Source organism: Mesorhizobium sp. NFR06, assembly GCF_900115245.1.
Classification (GTDB): Bacteria; Pseudomonadota; Alphaproteobacteria; order Rhizobiales; family Rhizobiaceae; genus Mesorhizobium.
This window is the reverse complement of record NZ_FOVT01000002.1, coordinates 285,931-301,183: the sequence shown is the minus strand read 5'-3', so window position 1 is coordinate 301,183 and position 15,253 is coordinate 285,931. Positions and strand designations below refer to the sequence as shown.

Here is a 15,253-nt window from a genome sequence, read left to right as displayed (position 1 = left end):
GGGCTGAGCGGAATTTTATTCGGCCGGGATCTGCGCCGGCCTGGCAGCCAGCCTGGACAGCATGGCCTCGGCCTCCGCGCCGCGCTCGGAGCGCTCGATGAAGCCGCCGCCGAAGACGCGTGCCTCGTTGCCGTCGTCGGAGTAGAGCACGCAGGCCTGTCCGGGCGCGATGCCCGATTCACCGTCGGCCAGCTCTACGGAGGTCACGCCGTTGCGGTGATGCAGCACGGCCGGACGCGGCGGCCTGGTCGAGCGGACCTTGGCGAAGAGCTCGATCCCGCCGGCCGGCACGTCAGACAAGGCTGCATCGCCCAGCCAGTTCATGTTGCGCAGATAGATCTTGTGGGTCTCCAGCGCCTCGCGCGGGCCGACGATGACGCGCGCCCGGTCGGCGTCGAGATGGACGACATAGAGCGGCTCGCCGGAGGCGATGCCGATGCCGCGGCGCTGACCGATCGTGTAGCGCAGGATGCCTTCGTGGCGGCCGAGCACGCGACCGTCGATGTGGACAATGTCACCCGGATTGGCGGCCGCAGGCTTCAGCTTGGCGATAATGTCGGAATATTTGCCCTGCGGCACGAAGCAGATGTCCTGGCTGTCCTGCTTGGCGGCGACGGTGAGCCCCATCTGCTCGGCAATGGCGCGCACCTGCGGCTTCGACAGGCCCCCGAGCGGGAAGCGCAGATAGTCGATCTGCGCTTGCGTGGTGGCGAACAGGAAGTAGCTCTGGTCGCGGTCGGCGTCGACCGGCCGGTAGAGCGCACGATGCGCGCCGTTGGCGCGCGAACGGATATAGTGACCGGTGGCCAAAGCGTCGGCGCCGAGGTCCTGCGCGGTCGCCAAAAGATCGGCGAACTTCACCGTCTGGTTGCAGGAAACGCAGGGGATAGGGGTTTCGCCGGCGACATAGCTCTCGGCGAAGGGATCGATGACCGCCTTGCGGAAGCGCTCCTCGTAGTCGAGCACGTAATGGGGAATGCCGAGCGTCTCCGAGACACGGCGCGCGTCGTCGATATCCTGTCCGGCGCAGCAGGAACCCGCCCGATGGGTGGCCGCGCCGTGGTCGTAAAGCTGCAGCGTCACGCCGACGACGTCATAGCCTTCGCGCTTCAGGATGCCGGCAACCACGGACGAATCGACACCGCCCGACATCGCGACGACGACGCGGGTTGCTTCAGGGCGGCCGGGAAGATCGAGGCTGTTCATGGTGGCTTTCACAATGCGGCGCTCAATGCCAATGGCCGGAATATAGGTCAAGCGCCACGTGTGCGCCAGCTTACCGTCCAGAGCGGGTCAATCGGCAAAAATCGGGGCCCGGAGGCCGGTGCTTCAAATTCTAAAAGAAATCCTAACCGGGCGTTCACGATCCTTACCTAGTCATTAGGGTTCGCTTAGGCAATTTTTAAAGCTGTGGCGGTACTGTGGCGGGGATTGGGTCTTTGAGTTTTTAGTAGAGAGTACGATGACCGATCTGGTTAGACCTAGAGTCAAATATGTCATTGGGCCCGACGGCAGCCCTCTTACGATCGCCGATCTGCCGCCGACTAACACGCGGCGCTGGGTTATTCGGCGCAAGGCGGAAGTGGTCGCTGCGGTGCGCGGCGGCCTGCTCAGTCTTGAAGAAGCCTGCCAGCGCTACAAGCTCACCACCGAGGAATTTCTGTCCTGGCAAGCATCGATCGACGAATACGGCCTTGCCGGGCTGCGCACCACGCGGATCCAGCAATATCGGCATTAGGCCGAACAGGCGTAAACGAAGGGCGCGGAACACCGCGCCCTTTTCGCTTTCGCAAAAGCCTCAGACCGTGAGCACGACCTTGCCGATCGGCCGGGTCGCGAGGAAGGCATGGGCGGCGCCCGCCTGATCGAGCGGGAAGGCCTTTGCTACGTGCGGCGACAGCTTCTTCGCGTCGACCAGCCTGGCGAGTTCGACAAGGCCTTCGCGGTCGGGCACCACCGACATGCGCTCGACACGGATATTCCGCTCTTTCGCATGTGCCTTGGTGGTGTCGCGGACGTCGAGCAGCGAGACCAGTACGCCGCCGTCGCGCAGGACTCTTAGCGAGTCCTCGGCGTGGTCGCCGCCGAGCGGCTCCAGCACGAGGTCGAAGTCACCGGCCGTTTGGGCGAAATCCTCCTTGGTGTAGTCGATGACTTCGTCGGCGCCGAGCGAGCGAACGAAACCAAGCTTGTTTGGACTGGCGGTCGAGACGACATAAGCGCCGCGCGCCTTGGCGATCTGCACCGCCAGGTGGCCGACGCCGCCGGCGCCGGCATGGATCAGCGCGCGCTGTCCCGCTTGCAGTCCGCCATGGCGGACGAGGCCTTGCCAGGCGGTCAGGCTGGCCAACGGTAACGCCGCGGCATGCGCATGATCGATCGCGGCGGGCTTGGCCGCGAGCTCGTTCGCCGGTGCGCTCGCCAGCTCGGCATAGCCGCCGGCCTGCTTGGGGAAACGCGGCATGCCGAACACGTCGTCACCGACCTTGAAGGCGGTCACGCCGGCGCCGAGCGCCGCGACGGTCCCTGAAATGTCCCAGCCGAGAATGAATGGCGGCTCGCCGAGCAGCGGGTAGAACCCGCCGCGCACCGCGCCATCGACCGGATTGATGCCCGCCGCCTTGACACGGACCAGCACTTCACCGGGCCTGGGCGAGGGGTCGGGTTGTTCGGCGACGAAAAGGACGTCGGGTCCGCCGACGGAATTCTGGACAACGGCACGCATGAACGTCTCCTGTTGGATGGATGTGCCGCTATCATTTGGATAGTAATAGTCTATTGTCTAGTATGTACATTTTCTATATATAGGCACCCTATGGATAGTGATAGCGCACCCCTCGGCTACGATGCGTTCCGGCGCACCTGCCCGTCGCATACCGTGCTCGAGATGCTGGCCAGCAAATGGGTCTATCTCACCGTCTGCGCGTTGCGGCGGGGCCGGCTGCGCAATGGCGAGCTGGCGCGCAAGATGGAAGGCATCACGCCCAAAATGCTGACGCAGACACTGCGTGTGCTGGAGCGTGACGGTCTTGTGCGGCGCGAGGTGTTTCCGGTCATTCCGCCACGGGTGGAGTATGAACTGACGGAGCTTGGCCAGAACCTGGCGGGGCTGCTCAGCCAAATCCGGTCGTGGGCGGAGGAGCATGCGCCGGAAATCAAGGATGCCCGCGCCCGGGCATTGGCTGATCATGGCGAGATGGCGGCCCCCTGAAGCCGGCGGCGAGGCCGATTCGACCGGTCGTCTGTTCTGAACATGCCGGTATGGTGCCGGCAATGGCTGCAAATATGCCGGCGATCAGCCGATCATCGCGCTGCGGCCGCCTGTTTCGGCGTCGCGGATCTTGGTGTCCCGCGATTCCAGCATTTCCGCCTTGGACAGCTCCGCTTCAGCTTCGCCGAGTAATGATTCGGCGGTGCTTCGCTGCTGGGCGAGGTCGCTTTGTGAATTTCTGAGGTTGTCGCGGCGAAGGCGAGCCGCCTTGGCGAAGGTCGGATAGGCGAAATGGTTGATGTCTGTGATGCCGGCTTTTTTCTCTTCGGCGATGATCTGCGCTTCCAACTCGACGGCCATGCGCTCGAACTCGGCGATCATCATGTCCAGCTGCAAGAGCTGCCGCCGCTTCTCATTCACCTGAAACTGTTTCAGCCGAACGAGGTTTTCACGTGACTTCATGACTCGATACTCCGCAAAACGCACACCTGCATATCGTCCAGTCCGCCCGGAACGACCCAAGCGCCGCCCGTTTCCCCCGGTTTTCCCTGGGCTATAGGAAACAAAGCCCTAAAGATTTTTGCCGGCGGTAACCATTCGTTTACGGGCATTGTTAATCATACGGGCGAGGACTTAAGGCCGGGTAAAAATTCCGGCTGCGGTGGGAAGCCCGGCCTGCGAGTCTCTAGAGTCACTTAGGCTGACTTTTTAATGTAGCGCATTAGCGGATTTGGTCTGTGATTCGTTATTAGATTCAAGTGGGTGTAGAAAGGGGTTAAAAAATCTGGTATCGTGAACGACACGAAATTAGGATTTGTTAACCAATCGCTGGCACCTTCTGTTCAGGCAATCACTGCTCCGGTCCCGGACGGGTCGTGAAAATGGTCCGGCAGCAGAAAAGGGGAATGAAATGCGTGTTCTGCTGATTGAAGATGACAGTGCAACCGCACAAAGCATCGAACTGATGCTGAAATCGGAAAGCTTCAACGTCTATACGACCGATCTCGGCGAAGAAGGTGTCGACCTCGGCAAGCTCTACGACTACGACATCATCCTTCTGGACCTCAATCTCCCCGATATGTCGGGCTATGAAGTGCTGCGCACGCTGCGCCTCTCCAAGGTCAAGACGCCGATCCTGATCCTCTCAGGCATGGCCGGCATCGAGGACAAGGTGCGCGGCCTCGGCTTCGGCGCCGACGATTATATGACGAAGCCCTTCCACAAGGACGAACTGGTGGCGCGCATCCACGCCATCGTGCGCCGTTCCAAGGGCCACGCCCAGTCGGTCATCACCACCGGCGACCTGGTGGTCAATCTCGACGCCAAGACGGTCGAGGTCGGCGGCCAGCGCGTGCATCTGACCGGCAAGGAATACCAGATGCTGGAACTGCTCTCGCTGCGCAAGGGCACGACGCTCACCAAGGAAATGTTCCTCAATCACCTCTATGGCGGCATGGACGAGCCGGAACTGAAGATCATCGACGTCTTCATCTGCAAGCTGCGCAAGAAGCTCGACGCGGCGTCCGGCGGCCAGAACTACATCGAGACGGTGTGGGGCCGCGGCTATGTGCTGCGCGAGCCGGAAGACATCCGCGTCAGCGCGTAAGCGATCCAAACGGTTTCGAAGAAAACCCGGCTCAGGCCGGGTTTTTTGTATGAAACCGCTGCCGGCGAATCAGGCGGCTATTTTCAGAAAGCGGAAGCTTTCAAGCAGTTGCGCGCGGTTGAAGGGCTTCAGCAGATATCCTTGAGCGCCGGCGCGCTTGGCACGCATGATCGCCGCGACATCGACCTCGACCAGCGAGACCAGGATCTGCGGCTTGGCGGGGGCCTCGATTGCGCGGATGCGGCGAATGAGGTCCACTGCCTGGATGTCGGCAAGGCCGCCATCGATGACAATCACATCCGGCATGTCGCCGGCGCAGATTTCGGCAGCCTCGACCCCGGTCGACGCCTCGACGACGATCATGTCCGAGCCGCCGAGAATGCGTTTTGCGACCTTCCTGATGACGCTCGAATCATCGACGAACAGGCAGCGCTTCATGTCCGGGGTCCTCTCTGCCATCTGCCGAACCGGCAATCCGGGTAACCGGAATGCACCGTAGGCCAATCCGGTAAAGAAGCCGAAAAGCCGTTAGGTAAAGTTTTTCCAAAGAAGCGTGTGGCGCCCCTTTGGACCATGACGCCGTTACCCGCGGTGGACGCGGGCATTGTGCGCCTGCACTGCTGGCGCACAATTGGCAGCAAGAGATACTTTGTCTTTTTCTTGCTATTATGCAGCCGTCAGCACGATCTCGTCGGCGGTCGCGTGGATCGAGATGGTCATGTTGGCCTCACGCGCCAGGAGCAGCGTGTAGTAAGGCTGGACCGAATGGGCGTCGATCGGCTCCTCCGGCTTGTGGCCGGAATGCAGTTCGAGGAATTTCGGCGGCACGCGCAGCATCGGACCGCTGGCCGACAGTGAAAAACGCGGCTCGGTTTCGAGACTTTCCAGCGTGACCACTAGCCTGCCGCCGCGCGGTATGGCCGCGTTGGCGACGAGAATGAGGTTGAGCAGCAGCTTGACCTTGTTCTTCGGCAAGAGCGCGCGGGGACCGTTCCACACCAGTTCCGGCTTTTCGTTCTTCAGGAAGGCGATGGCCACCGCCTCGGCATCGCCGGTGTCGATCATCATGCCGGCGGAACCCGCGGCACCGAAGGCGATGCGGGCAAACTGCAGTCGCGCCGAGGCGTTCCTGGCGCTCTGGCGAATGAGCTTCATGGCGTCTTCGTCGGCGCCGCCCTCGTCGAGCAGTTCGAGGCCGTTGTTGATTGCGCCGACCGGCGAAATGATGTCGTGGCAGACACGGCTGCAGAGCAGCGCCGCGAGATCGGGCGCGGAAAGGGTAAAGAGCTCGGCCATCGGCGAAATCCCTGCTTCAAGTCAGTTGTCATGGCCGAGCGATCGTTTCGCGCTGCCCACGCGAATCACGCTCTTTTCCAAGGCTTTCTGAATACACAGCGCCCGAGCGCGCATCAACAAATCCCAAATTGTCGACGGCGAAAATGATGCGTTCACGGGCGGAAAACCCGGCGCTGGAGCGAAAGCGCAGCCTTCGAACCGCCATCTTCCTGTGACAGCTTAATGGTTGAAAAAGGATTACGGCATAGTTTGCCCGTGATAGCCACCTTGAACGGCCGCCAAGAGCCGCAGGGGTGCGAGGCGTCGGCGAAAGTGCTCCCTGACGGAGATTTGGAAGCATGTTTTCCCGATACTACGACCGGACGTTCGTCCGCGTCCTCACCATGACAATCGCATTCCTGGGGGCTCTTGTCCTTTCGACCTCGGCGTCACGGGCTCAACAGTACACCGCGCAAGAGATCGTCGATTCCGGTCATAAATTCTTCGGCGAGACGTCCGGCGGCCTGGCCACCGTCGTCGAGAAGATATTTGCCTCCTACGGCCTGCCCAACGGCTATCTGCTGGGCGAGGAGGGATCCGGCGCCTTGATCGGCGGCCTGACCTATGGCGAGGGGACCCTCTACACCAAGAATGCCGGCGACCATAAGGTGTTCTGGCAAGGTCCATCGCTCGGCTGGGACTTCGGTGGCGAGGGATCGCGGGTGATGATGCTGGTCTATAACCTCGACGACATCAGCAGCCTCTATAACCGCTTCGGCGGCGTCGCCGGCTCCGCCTATGTCATTGCCGGCGTCGGCTTCAACGTGCTGCAGAGCAACCGGGTGCTGATCGTGCCGATCCGTACCGGCGTCGGCGCCCGTCTCGGCGTCAATCTCGGCTATCTGAAGCTCACCGAAAGACCGACCTGGAACCCGTTCTGATAGGATTCTGCCGGCTACAATCGCTCGGACAGTGTTGATCGCGCCGCGGCTCGCCCTTGCCGCGGCGTTGAATTTCCGCCATGCCAAGGTGACACAATCCAGCGATCGCCGCTCCGTAAGTGGATAGCACGCCTTGGTCCAGTCGGTCCTGTTCTTCGTCCTCGGTTTCCTTTGCGCCGTCTTTCTGGTGTCGCTGGTCGCGCCGGCGGTCTGGCGGCGTGCTGTCGTCCTGACACGCAGGCGCCTCGAAGCCTCGCTGCCGCTGACGCCCGCCGAAATCCAGGCGGACAAGGACCGGGTTCGGGCGGAATACGCCATGACGACGCGCCGGTTGGAGATAGTCGCCAAGAACCTGCAGGAGAAGGTGGCCGAGCAGATGGTCGAGATCGGTCGCGGGCGCGAGGCCCTGAAGGGGCTCGCGGTCGAAACGAAGGATAAGAACCAGGCGCTTGCCGATCTGCAGGCCAAAAATGCGGAGCTCAGGCAACGCGAGGAGGATCTGCATCGCCTGTCGGAAAAGCAGGCGCAGACGGAGCGGGCGTTGGAGAAGCGCGCGCTGGAGCTGCAAAAGCTCGGGCAGATGTATGACGACGCCAGCTTCTCGTCCTCGAATCGCCAGATCGAGCTGGTTGCTCGCGAATCGGAATTGGAAAAACTCGCCAGCGACATCGCGATGTTACGCAGCCAGCGCAAGGAGGCCGACAGGCGAAACCAGGAAATCGCGTCGGAAAGCAAGGCCGCGCGCGAAGCATTGAAGGCCGAGAAGACGAAAACGGCCGAGCTCGACAAGAAGGTCGAGCGGCTGCTCGCGACGCTTGCCGACCGCGAGGAAAAGCTCGACAGGCGCGAGAAGGACCTCGCTCGACTGCGCGAGCGTTTGAAGGAGCCCGCCGCCGCCAACGGCGTCGCACGGCTCGCCGCCGGCGCCGATGTGAAAAGGGACGATGTCGACAAGGCAATCGCCAAGCTCGAGGGCGACCGGGAACGGCTGGAGGCGAGGCTCGCGGCGCTGGCACGCGAGAACAAGCAGCTGAAAACCGATCTCGCCGCCTCAGGGGCAGGAAAAGCCGAATCGGCGGGTGACGCACGCTCCGGCGCCGGCCTTCGGGAACAAATGAACGAATTGGCGGCCGAGGTCGTCAACCTGACGATGAGACTCGACGGGCCGGATTCACCTATCGCCAAGGCCTTAGCGAGCGAGGGCCAGCAAGGCGGACGCGGCATCAGCCTTGCCGACCGCGTGAGGGCCTTGCAGAAAGCCGGCCCGGCCAACTGAAGCCGCTTTTCCCTTGAACCGCCTAGCGCATTTCACCGTTTCACGGAAACGGCGAAACGCTCCATCTCTTTGTTTTGACGCAAATTCCGGACGGAAAACCGGGTCACACTTTTCCTGGAATTGCTCCAAAGCGCGTCGCTCCGAAAGGTAATCAGGCGACGCGCTTTCAGCATTTGCTTGATGCATGTCGTTGTCCCAAAACCGCTGCGCCTTTTTGGGCGACATGCATTAGCAATTCGAAAAGTGATGTAGCGCAATTGCCGACGCGGCGGCGACGTTCAGGCTGTCGAAGCCTTCAGCCATGCCGATCCGCAGCGTGTGCAGCCGGGCGAGCAGATCCGTCGGCAGGCCTTCGCCTTCGGTGCCGAGATAGAGCGCCAGCCGGGCCGAACGCTCCGCGGCGCGGATGTCGACATTTCCGCGTGGCGAGAGAGCGAACTGGCTGAAGCCAAGCCGATCGAGCGTCGCAGTGAAAGTTCCGGTATCGCCGAAGGACGCGAAGGGAACTGTCAGCGCCGCGCCGACCGAAACGCGGATTGCCTTGCGGTAAAGCGGATCGCAGCAGGTCCGATCGAGCAGCACCGCGTCAGCGCCGAAGGCCGCGGCATTGCGGAAGATCGCCCCCATATTGTCGTGGTTGGATATGCCGACCAGGACGATGGCCAAGGCGCGCCGAGGCAAGGTTCCCACCAAAACCTCGGCGGGTGCCGGATCGCCGCGGACGCCGATCGCCAGGATGCCGCGATGCATGTGGAAGCCGGCGATCCGGTCCATGACCTCGCCATCGGCGACATAGACTGGAAAATCCGGGGGCGCCTTGCGCAAGATCGCTTGCAGGCCAGCCAGTCTGTTTTCGAGGATGAGGGCCGATTCGGCGGCGAAGCGCCCGGTCGACAGAAGGAGGTCCAGCACCACCTTGCCTTCGGCGACGAAGCGGCCATGCCGGCCAATGAGGTCGCGCTCGCGGATGTCGAGATAGGCGGCGACGCGCGGGTCCCGGTGATCGTCGATAGGGATCAAGTTCATGCAGGCCTCGCCAGACAGAGCATTTCACCGTTTCATCGAAACGGCAAAATGCTCCATCATGTTGTTTCGACGCAATTCCGGACGGAGGGCTACGGCAAAGTCGCCGAGCCCGACCGTCTCATGCGTTTCCTGGAACTGCTCTGCGGATCGGCAGCGAGGCAACCAGCGACCGGGGCCGCGGGTCAAGCCCCGGCGCGGCGCAAGCGATAGGCCATCTGGGAAAGGTCGCCGTCGCCGAAAATGCCTTCCAGCATCCGCAGCAATTCGCGCACCGCCTCGGACTTGCAGGAATAATAGATCATCTGGCGGTCGCGCCGGGTTTCGACGAGGTCGAGCCCCCGCAGCTTGGCAAGATGCTGCGAAAGCGCAGACTGGCTGAGCTGCACCTTATCGGCAATGGCGCCGACCGACATCTCGCCGTCGATCAGATGGGCCACGATCAGCAGACGCTTTTCGTTGCCCATCAGAGCGAGAAACGCGGCCGCCGATTCCGCATTGGCGATTAGCTTATTTGAGATCATAGATCCCCCAAGGGTCCTGGCTCATCCTGGCGCCAGGGGGCAATGGCGCCTGATTCCACAATTTTCAGATGTCGATTGGCGCTGCTGAATCAGCGTCACTACAAGGGTAGATCATTTCGTTTAAATCTCAAGCGTTGCTTTCGCCGGCGCGCGATCAACTATCGCTCTTGCTCTGCCGCGCGTCCCGCCTTGGCCATGTCGACAAGCACCGGACGCAAGTCGCGCGCGGTTTGCAGAGGCTGGGGAAAGAAAATCCTGCAGGTCGCATCCTGGGCGGCGAGATCCATGCCATCGGGGTCGAAGCCAGTGGCGATCCAGCCGTCGCCTTCGGCGCGACCGAAGTAACGGGCATAAAGGGCAATCGCGTCGCGATGGTCGGCATTCATGTGGTCGAGCGCCGCCTGTTCGCTGCCGGCTAACTCCTCGACAACGGCACCGCCGGCGATGAAATCGTCGCGGCCGAGAAGATAGGCCTTGCCGAAGCCGCCATTCAGGCTGGCGCGCTCAGGCTCGAGTCGGAAGAACGAGAAGTCGCCGAGCCCGGCATAGAGCCTCGCCTTCGGATTGCGGTTGAGGTAGCGCCGTTCGGCGCGGATGTGATCGGCCGATCCCCGCTCCAACCGCAGCGCACGGCATCCAAGACTGATGCGCGGATGCGCCAGCGGATCGCCCTTGCCGGGTTCGCCGAGCAGCAGCGAGCAACGCGGATCGGCGACAAGGGCACCTGTGTGCGCGGACAGCATCGAGATCAGGATCAGCGGCGCACCGTCTATGTCGGTGGCGACGCCCACCCTGCTTGCCAGCGGTGCGCCGGTGCCGGGCTCGATTACCGCGAGCGCGCCGAAGCGCGCCGCGCGGATCAAGGTTTTCGCCAGCCTGATCGCCTCGGCGTCGGTGTCGCGAATGACATCCTTTTGCGATCCTGTCATGAGCTCACCCGAGATAAGTTGATTTCTATTCTCCGGTTATCGGCCGAGTACACCCGCCTTTGCAAGAGTCTCGATTTCGTCTTTGCGCAAGCCGAAACGGGTCAAGATGCTTGCGGGCTCGCGATGGGCAGGGGTCGGCATTTCGGCAAGCGTTTGAGGGCTTTGCGAGAAACGCGGCGCGGGCGACGGGCGTTCGAGCTGGCCGGACCTGACAAAGCTTTGCCTGGCGCGGTTGTGCGGGTGGTGCCTGGCTTCGACCAGCGACAGCACGGGTGCTACACAGGCATCGGTCGCAGCGAACAGTTCGGCCCATTCGTCGCGCGGTTTCTCCCTGACCCGGCCGGCGATGGCGGCGCGCATCGCGGGCCAGAGTGACTTGTCGTACTGGCCGCCGACAAAATGGTCAGCGAGCGGCAACAGCCTGGCGAACTCGGCAAAGAAGCGCGGTTCGAGGCAGCCGACCGCAATGTGCTTTGCGTCGGCCGTCTCATAGGTGTCGTAGAACGGCGCACCGGAATCGAACAGGTTGTCGCCGCGCCAATCGCTCCAGAGACCCGCCGCCATATAGGCGTGGATCGGCGCCGCGAGCATCGAGGCGCCCTCGATCATCGAGGCATCGATCACCTGGCCCTTTCCGGTCCGCGAACGCTGGACAAGAGCTGCGAGCACGCCGGCGAGCAGCATCAGGGCGCCGCCGCCTTGATCGGCGACGAGGTTGAGCGGCGGTACCGGCGGCGCGTCCTGCCTGCCGATCGCATGCAGCAGGCCGGCATAGGCGAGATAGGTGATGTCGTGCCCGGCCCGCGCGGACAGCGGCCCGTCCTGGCCAAAGCCGGTCAGGCGGCCATAGACTAGCCCCGGATTGCATTGCAGCACGACATCTGGCCCGAGGCCGAGCCGCTCCATCACGCCGGGGCGGAAGCCTTCGATGAGCAAGTCGGCCCCCGCGGCAAGGCGCAGCAACAGGTCGGCGGCCTCCGGACGCTTAAGGTCGAGCTCGAGGATGGAACGGCCGTGGCGGTCGAGATCGTATTCTTGGCGGAGGTCTGGTAGCGGCTGGCCGGCGTCGGCGCGTTCGATGCGCAGCACCTCGGCGCCCATCTCGGACAGCATCAGCGCGGCAAGCGGCACCGGGCCGAGCCCAGCCATCTCGATCACTTTCAAGCCGGCGAGCGGGCCGGTCTTTTCGGTGGCAACACCGGCGCCTGTTGGCGAACCAATCATCTCCGCTTATTTCGGCGCCATGCGGATGGCGCCGTCGAGGCGGATGGTCTCGCCGTTCAGCATCTGGTTTTCGACGATGTGGAGGGCAAGCGCGGCATATTCCGACGGCTCGCCAAGACGTGGCGGGAAGGGCACGGAAGCGCCAAGCGAATCTTGCACTTCCTGCGGCATGCCGGCCATCATCGGCGTCTTGAAGATGCCGGGCGCGATTGTGCAGACGCGGATGCCGGATCGCGCCAGATCGCGCGCCACCGGCAGGGTCATGCCGACGACGCCGCCCTTGGACGCCGAGTACGCGGCTTGGCCGATCTGGCCGTCATAGGCGGCGACGGAGGCGGTGTTGACGATGACGCCGCGTTCGCCGCCAGCGAGCGGCTCGAGTTTCGCCGTCCGGTCGGCGACGAGGCGGATCATGTTGAAGGTGCCGATTAGGTTGATCTCGATCACCTTGCGGTACTGGTCGAGCGGATGCGGTCCGTCCTTGCCGATCGTCTTCACGCCGATCGCGATGCCGGCGCAATTGACCAGGATGCGCGGTTCGCCAAGCTTTTCAGCCGCTTCGGCGATCGCCGCCGTGGCGCTGTCGCTGCCGCCGACGTCGCATTGGACGGCAATGCCGCCGATGTCGGCCGCGACCCTTGCGGCGCGCTCGATGCCGATGTCGAGGACGGCGACACGGGCGCCCTTGGCCGCCAACGCGCGCGCCGTCGCCTCGCCAAGGCCGGATCCGCCGCCGGTGACGATCGCGGTCTGGCCATTTGGGTTCATGCAAGCCTCCCGGGATTTCGGATTATGCTACGAAGCCCGCAAAGGAGGCGCAACCGCAATACCAGGGTCGATCGATGGCTGCGCGTTGGCGGCCGGTCGCGCCGAGGCCGGGGCAAATTCCGCAACCCTCGCCGTGCTGGCGTGGCAGACATCGCCGGCAAAGCGGGCGACGGCGCCCGGCTTGATTTCGTGATGCAGCAGCCGGTCGAGGTCGACGGGGCGCGGCATGGTGATCTGCCCGCGCGGGAAGCGCTTGAAACCGAGTGGCCCATAGTATGGTTCGTCGCCAACCAGAATGACGGCGGGCGCGCCGGCCTTCCTGGCCGCTTCCAGCGCGATCGCGACCAGCTTGCGGCCGATGCCGAGATTCTTGAAGACAGGGCGCACCGCAAGCGGGCCGAGCATCATGGCGCGGCCGGCGCCGGCTGCCACGCGCGTCATGCGCACGGAAGCGATCACCGCGTCGTCCTTGACGGCGACAAAGGACATCGAACGGTCATGCCCGCCAGATTCGCGGATCTTGTAGGCGGCAAGCACGAAGCGACCGGGGCCGAAGGCCTCGTCGTTGATGGCTTCGATTTCAGCATCATGCGCCGGGGTTTCCGGCAGGTATTTCACGTCGGCAAGGCTCATGGTCTTTGCGTTCCGGTATGCGAGGAAGGGTTTGCTGCAAAGCGGCAGCGTTCGCCAGTCAGCGCTTTAAGCGCGGGCGCCCTTTCGTCGTCGGTCGAACCGGATCGAGGCAAAGTCGAACATGGGCGCTTCCGCTAGCACCAATTTTGCGCCGCTGCAATCGGCGCTTTTTGCCTTTCTTTGCGTCGCACGACCAATTGTTCGTCATTTGACGAACTGTTCAGCGCCCGGGGGTTTCGCCGACCCGGCCATCCGCCTAGATAATTGTACCGCAGGGAGATTTTCGCATGGGATTGCTGATCGAAGGCAAATGGCAGGATCGCGCGCTCAACACAGACAGTGGCGGCAGGTTTGTGCGAACGGAGTCGCAATGGCGCGACTGGATCACGCGCGACGGCGCACCGGCGACGGGCAGCACGCGCGGCTTCAAAGCCGAGCCCGGCCGCTATCATCTCTATGTGTCGCTCGCCTGCCCGTGGGCACACCGCACGCTGATCTTCCGTGCCCTGAAGAAGCTGGAGAGCGTAATTTCCATCTCCGTGGTGCACCATTTCCTCGGCGACAATGGCTGGACTTTCAAAACCGAGGACGGCGCCACCGGCGACACGCTCTACGGCCTCGATTTCCTGCACCAGATCTATGCCAAGGCCGATCCCGCCTATTCAGGCCGTGTGACCGTGCCGGTGCTGTGGGACAAAAAGGAACGGACGATCGTAAACAATGAGTCTTCCGAGATCATCCGGATGCTCAATTCCGCCTTCGACGAATGGGGCGATGCGGGTCTCGACTTCTATCCGGCGTCGCTGCGCACGGAGATCGACAAGATCAATGCGCTGGTCTATCCGGCGATCAACAACGGCGTCTATCGCGCCGGCTTCGCCACCACACAGGCCGCCTACGAGGAAGCGTTCGGCGAGTTGTTCTCAGCGCTCGATACGCTCGAGGAGCGGCTTTCGAGGCAACGCTATCTGGTCGGCGGGAGCATCACAGAGGCGGACTGGCGGCTGTTTACCACGCTTGTGCGTTTCGATCCGGTCTATGTCGGTCACTTCAAATGCAATCTGCGCCGCATCGCCGACTATCCGAACCTGTCGAACTATCTTCGCGATCTCTACCAGGTGCCAGGCGTCTCGGGCACGGTCAACCTGCATCATATCAAGGCGCATTATTACGGCAGCCACAGATCGATCAATCCGACAGGAATCGTTCCGGTGGGGCCGGAACTCGATCACGCCGCGCCGCATGATCGAAACAGGTTCAGGAAGGCCGCCTGATTACCAGTAAGCCGAGGGCCGCTCGCCGCCGAAAATCTCGGCCAACCGTCGCCGTGTCGCCGGCGTAGTGTTTTCCGGCAGGCGGTCGAGCGGGAAGAAACCTGCCTCGGCTATCTCATGGTCCGACCGTTTCGGCGCCGTCTGGCTGAAGGCCTCGACCAGATACAAGCCGACATGGTCGCGCTTGCTGGAGCGGCGGTTGAAATGCATCGACTTCAGCACCGGAGGAGCCGTCAGGACAATGTTGCCTTCCTCGGCCAGCTCGCGCGCCAGCGCTTCCTCGAACGTTTCGCCCGCTTCGACCCCACCGCCCGGCAGTTGCCATCCCGGAACATAGGTATGCCGGATCAGGAAGACCGAATTGGCGGCGCGGTCGTGGACGAGACCGCGCACGCCGAGCGTCATCGGGCGGCGCATCAGGAAATAGAAATGGAAGAACCTCGCCCGCAGTCCCGGCCAGCCGGTCTGGCGGAATAGCTCTTCCGGATCGGCCCGGCGGTTCATCCAACCATCCGCAAGCGAACAGCAAACGGTGAGTGGAAAGCCCCGTCGGCGTCGCTTAAGAAGGA

18 protein-coding genes are annotated in these 15,253 nt (G+C 62.9%); 6 read left to right on the top strand and 12 right to left on the bottom strand.

Annotation, left to right across the window (positions count from 1 at the left end; translation table 11 throughout):
- Positions 1 to 15: 15 nt before the first annotated feature.
- Positions 16 to 1,206: a tRNA 2-thiouridine(34) synthase MnmA gene (gene mnmA, locus F3H96_RS05635; protein WP_149790941.1), complete on the bottom strand. Its 1,191-nt coding sequence runs from the start codon at positions 1,204 to 1,206 to the stop codon at positions 16 to 18.
- Positions 1,207 to 1,462: 256 nt separating this feature from the next.
- Between mnmA and F3H96_RS05630 the strand changes: the two genes are divergently transcribed.
- Positions 1,463 to 1,738 (top strand): DUF1153 domain-containing protein, encoded by a 276-nt coding sequence (locus tag F3H96_RS05630; RefSeq protein WP_006203587.1) that lies wholly within the window; start codon positions 1,463 to 1,465, stop codon positions 1,736 to 1,738.
- 60 nt (positions 1,739 to 1,798) lie between these two features.
- On the opposite strand, the gene F3H96_RS05625 is transcribed toward F3H96_RS05630, so the two are convergent.
- On the bottom strand, positions 1,799 to 2,725 hold the full coding sequence (locus tag F3H96_RS05625) for an NADP-dependent oxidoreductase (RefSeq protein ID WP_149790940.1): 927 nt from the start codon (positions 2,723 to 2,725) through the stop codon (positions 1,799 to 1,801).
- A 90-nt stretch (positions 2,726 to 2,815) separates the two neighbouring features.
- Here F3H96_RS05625 and F3H96_RS05620 point away from each other — a divergent pair, with 90 nt between their 5' ends.
- Positions 2,816 to 3,211, top strand: coding sequence for a helix-turn-helix domain-containing protein (locus tag F3H96_RS05620; RefSeq protein ID WP_149790939.1), 396 nt, complete (start codon positions 2,816 to 2,818; stop codon positions 3,209 to 3,211).
- A gap of 84 nt (positions 3,212 to 3,295) precedes the next feature.
- On the opposite strand, the gene F3H96_RS05615 is transcribed toward F3H96_RS05620, so the two are convergent.
- The gene (locus tag F3H96_RS05615; protein WP_149791168.1) at positions 3,296 to 3,673 is read right to left on the bottom strand and encodes a flagellar export protein FliJ; all 378 of its coding nucleotides are present in this window, start codon (positions 3,671 to 3,673) and stop codon (positions 3,296 to 3,298) included.
- Between the two features lie 448 nt (positions 3,674 to 4,121).
- Between F3H96_RS05615 and ctrA the strand changes: the two genes are divergently transcribed.
- Positions 4,122 to 4,817 (top strand): cell cycle two-component system response regulator CtrA, encoded by a 696-nt coding sequence (ctrA, locus tag F3H96_RS05610; RefSeq protein ID WP_006203583.1) that lies wholly within the window; start codon positions 4,122 to 4,124, stop codon positions 4,815 to 4,817.
- A gap of 69 nt (positions 4,818 to 4,886) precedes the next feature.
- Here ctrA and F3H96_RS05605 read toward each other — a convergent pair whose 3' ends face one another.
- Complete coding sequence (locus F3H96_RS05605; protein WP_149791167.1) at positions 4,887 to 5,255, bottom strand: response regulator; 369 nt, start codon at positions 5,253 to 5,255, stop codon at positions 4,887 to 4,889.
- 228 nt (positions 5,256 to 5,483) lie between these two features.
- On the bottom strand, positions 5,484 to 6,113 hold the full coding sequence (locus F3H96_RS05600) for a histidine phosphotransferase family protein (protein WP_149790938.1): 630 nt from the start codon (positions 6,111 to 6,113) through the stop codon (positions 5,484 to 5,486).
- Between the two features lie 383 nt (positions 6,114 to 6,496).
- Here F3H96_RS05600 and F3H96_RS05595 point away from each other — a divergent pair, with 383 nt between their 5' ends.
- Together F3H96_RS05595 and F3H96_RS05590 are read left to right on the top strand one after the other, a co-directional pair.
- Positions 6,497 to 7,033 carry an EipA family protein gene (locus tag F3H96_RS05595; protein WP_244619923.1) on the top strand — a complete coding sequence of 179 codons (537 nt, stop codon included), beginning with the start codon at positions 6,497 to 6,499 and terminating at the stop codon, positions 7,031 to 7,033.
- Positions 7,034 to 7,166: 133 nt separating this feature from the next.
- A complete protein-coding gene (locus F3H96_RS05590) occupies positions 7,167 to 8,309 on the top strand; it encodes a hypothetical protein (RefSeq protein WP_149790936.1) in 1,143 nt (380 codons plus the stop codon).
- A gap of 228 nt (positions 8,310 to 8,537) precedes the next feature.
- Here F3H96_RS05590 and F3H96_RS05585 read toward each other — a convergent pair whose 3' ends face one another.
- The 6 genes from F3H96_RS05585 to F3H96_RS05560 all read right to left on the bottom strand — a co-directional run bounded on the left by F3H96_RS05585 (position 8,538) and on the right by F3H96_RS05560 (position 13,410).
- Complete coding sequence (locus F3H96_RS05585; RefSeq protein ID WP_149790935.1) at positions 8,538 to 9,335, bottom strand: RNA methyltransferase; 798 nt, start codon at positions 9,333 to 9,335, stop codon at positions 8,538 to 8,540.
- A 182-nt stretch (positions 9,336 to 9,517) separates the two neighbouring features.
- Entirely contained in the window at positions 9,518 to 9,856 is a 339-nt protein-coding gene (locus F3H96_RS05580; RefSeq protein ID WP_149790934.1) for a metalloregulator ArsR/SmtB family transcription factor, read from the bottom strand.
- A 158-nt stretch (positions 9,857 to 10,014) separates the two neighbouring features.
- Positions 10,015 to 10,785 (bottom strand): HugZ family protein, encoded by a 771-nt coding sequence (locus F3H96_RS05575; protein WP_149790933.1) that lies wholly within the window; start codon positions 10,783 to 10,785, stop codon positions 10,015 to 10,017.
- 36 nt (positions 10,786 to 10,821) lie between these two features.
- Positions 10,822 to 12,009 carry a CaiB/BaiF CoA-transferase family protein gene (locus F3H96_RS05570; protein WP_149790932.1) on the bottom strand — a complete coding sequence of 396 codons (1,188 nt, stop codon included), beginning with the start codon at positions 12,007 to 12,009 and terminating at the stop codon, positions 10,822 to 10,824.
- A gap of 6 nt (positions 12,010 to 12,015) precedes the next feature.
- A complete protein-coding gene (locus F3H96_RS05565) occupies positions 12,016 to 12,777 on the bottom strand; it encodes a 3-hydroxyacyl-CoA dehydrogenase (RefSeq protein WP_149790931.1) in 762 nt (253 codons plus the stop codon).
- A 27-nt stretch (positions 12,778 to 12,804) separates the two neighbouring features.
- Positions 12,805 to 13,410: an N-acetyltransferase gene (locus tag F3H96_RS05560; protein WP_149790930.1), complete on the bottom strand. Its 606-nt coding sequence runs from the start codon at positions 13,408 to 13,410 to the stop codon at positions 12,805 to 12,807.
- A 287-nt stretch (positions 13,411 to 13,697) separates the two neighbouring features.
- On the opposite strand from F3H96_RS05560, the gene F3H96_RS05555 reads away from it, so the two are divergent.
- Positions 13,698 to 14,684: a glutathione S-transferase family protein gene (locus tag F3H96_RS05555; protein ID WP_149790929.1), complete on the top strand. Its 987-nt coding sequence runs from the start codon at positions 13,698 to 13,700 to the stop codon at positions 14,682 to 14,684.
- On the opposite strand, the gene F3H96_RS05550 is transcribed toward F3H96_RS05555, so the two are convergent.
- Positions 14,685 to 15,188, bottom strand: a complete 504-nt coding sequence (locus F3H96_RS05550) for an NUDIX domain-containing protein (RefSeq protein ID WP_149790928.1) — start codon at positions 15,186 to 15,188, stop codon at positions 14,685 to 14,687.
- Positions 15,189 to 15,253: the final 65 nt, after the last annotated feature.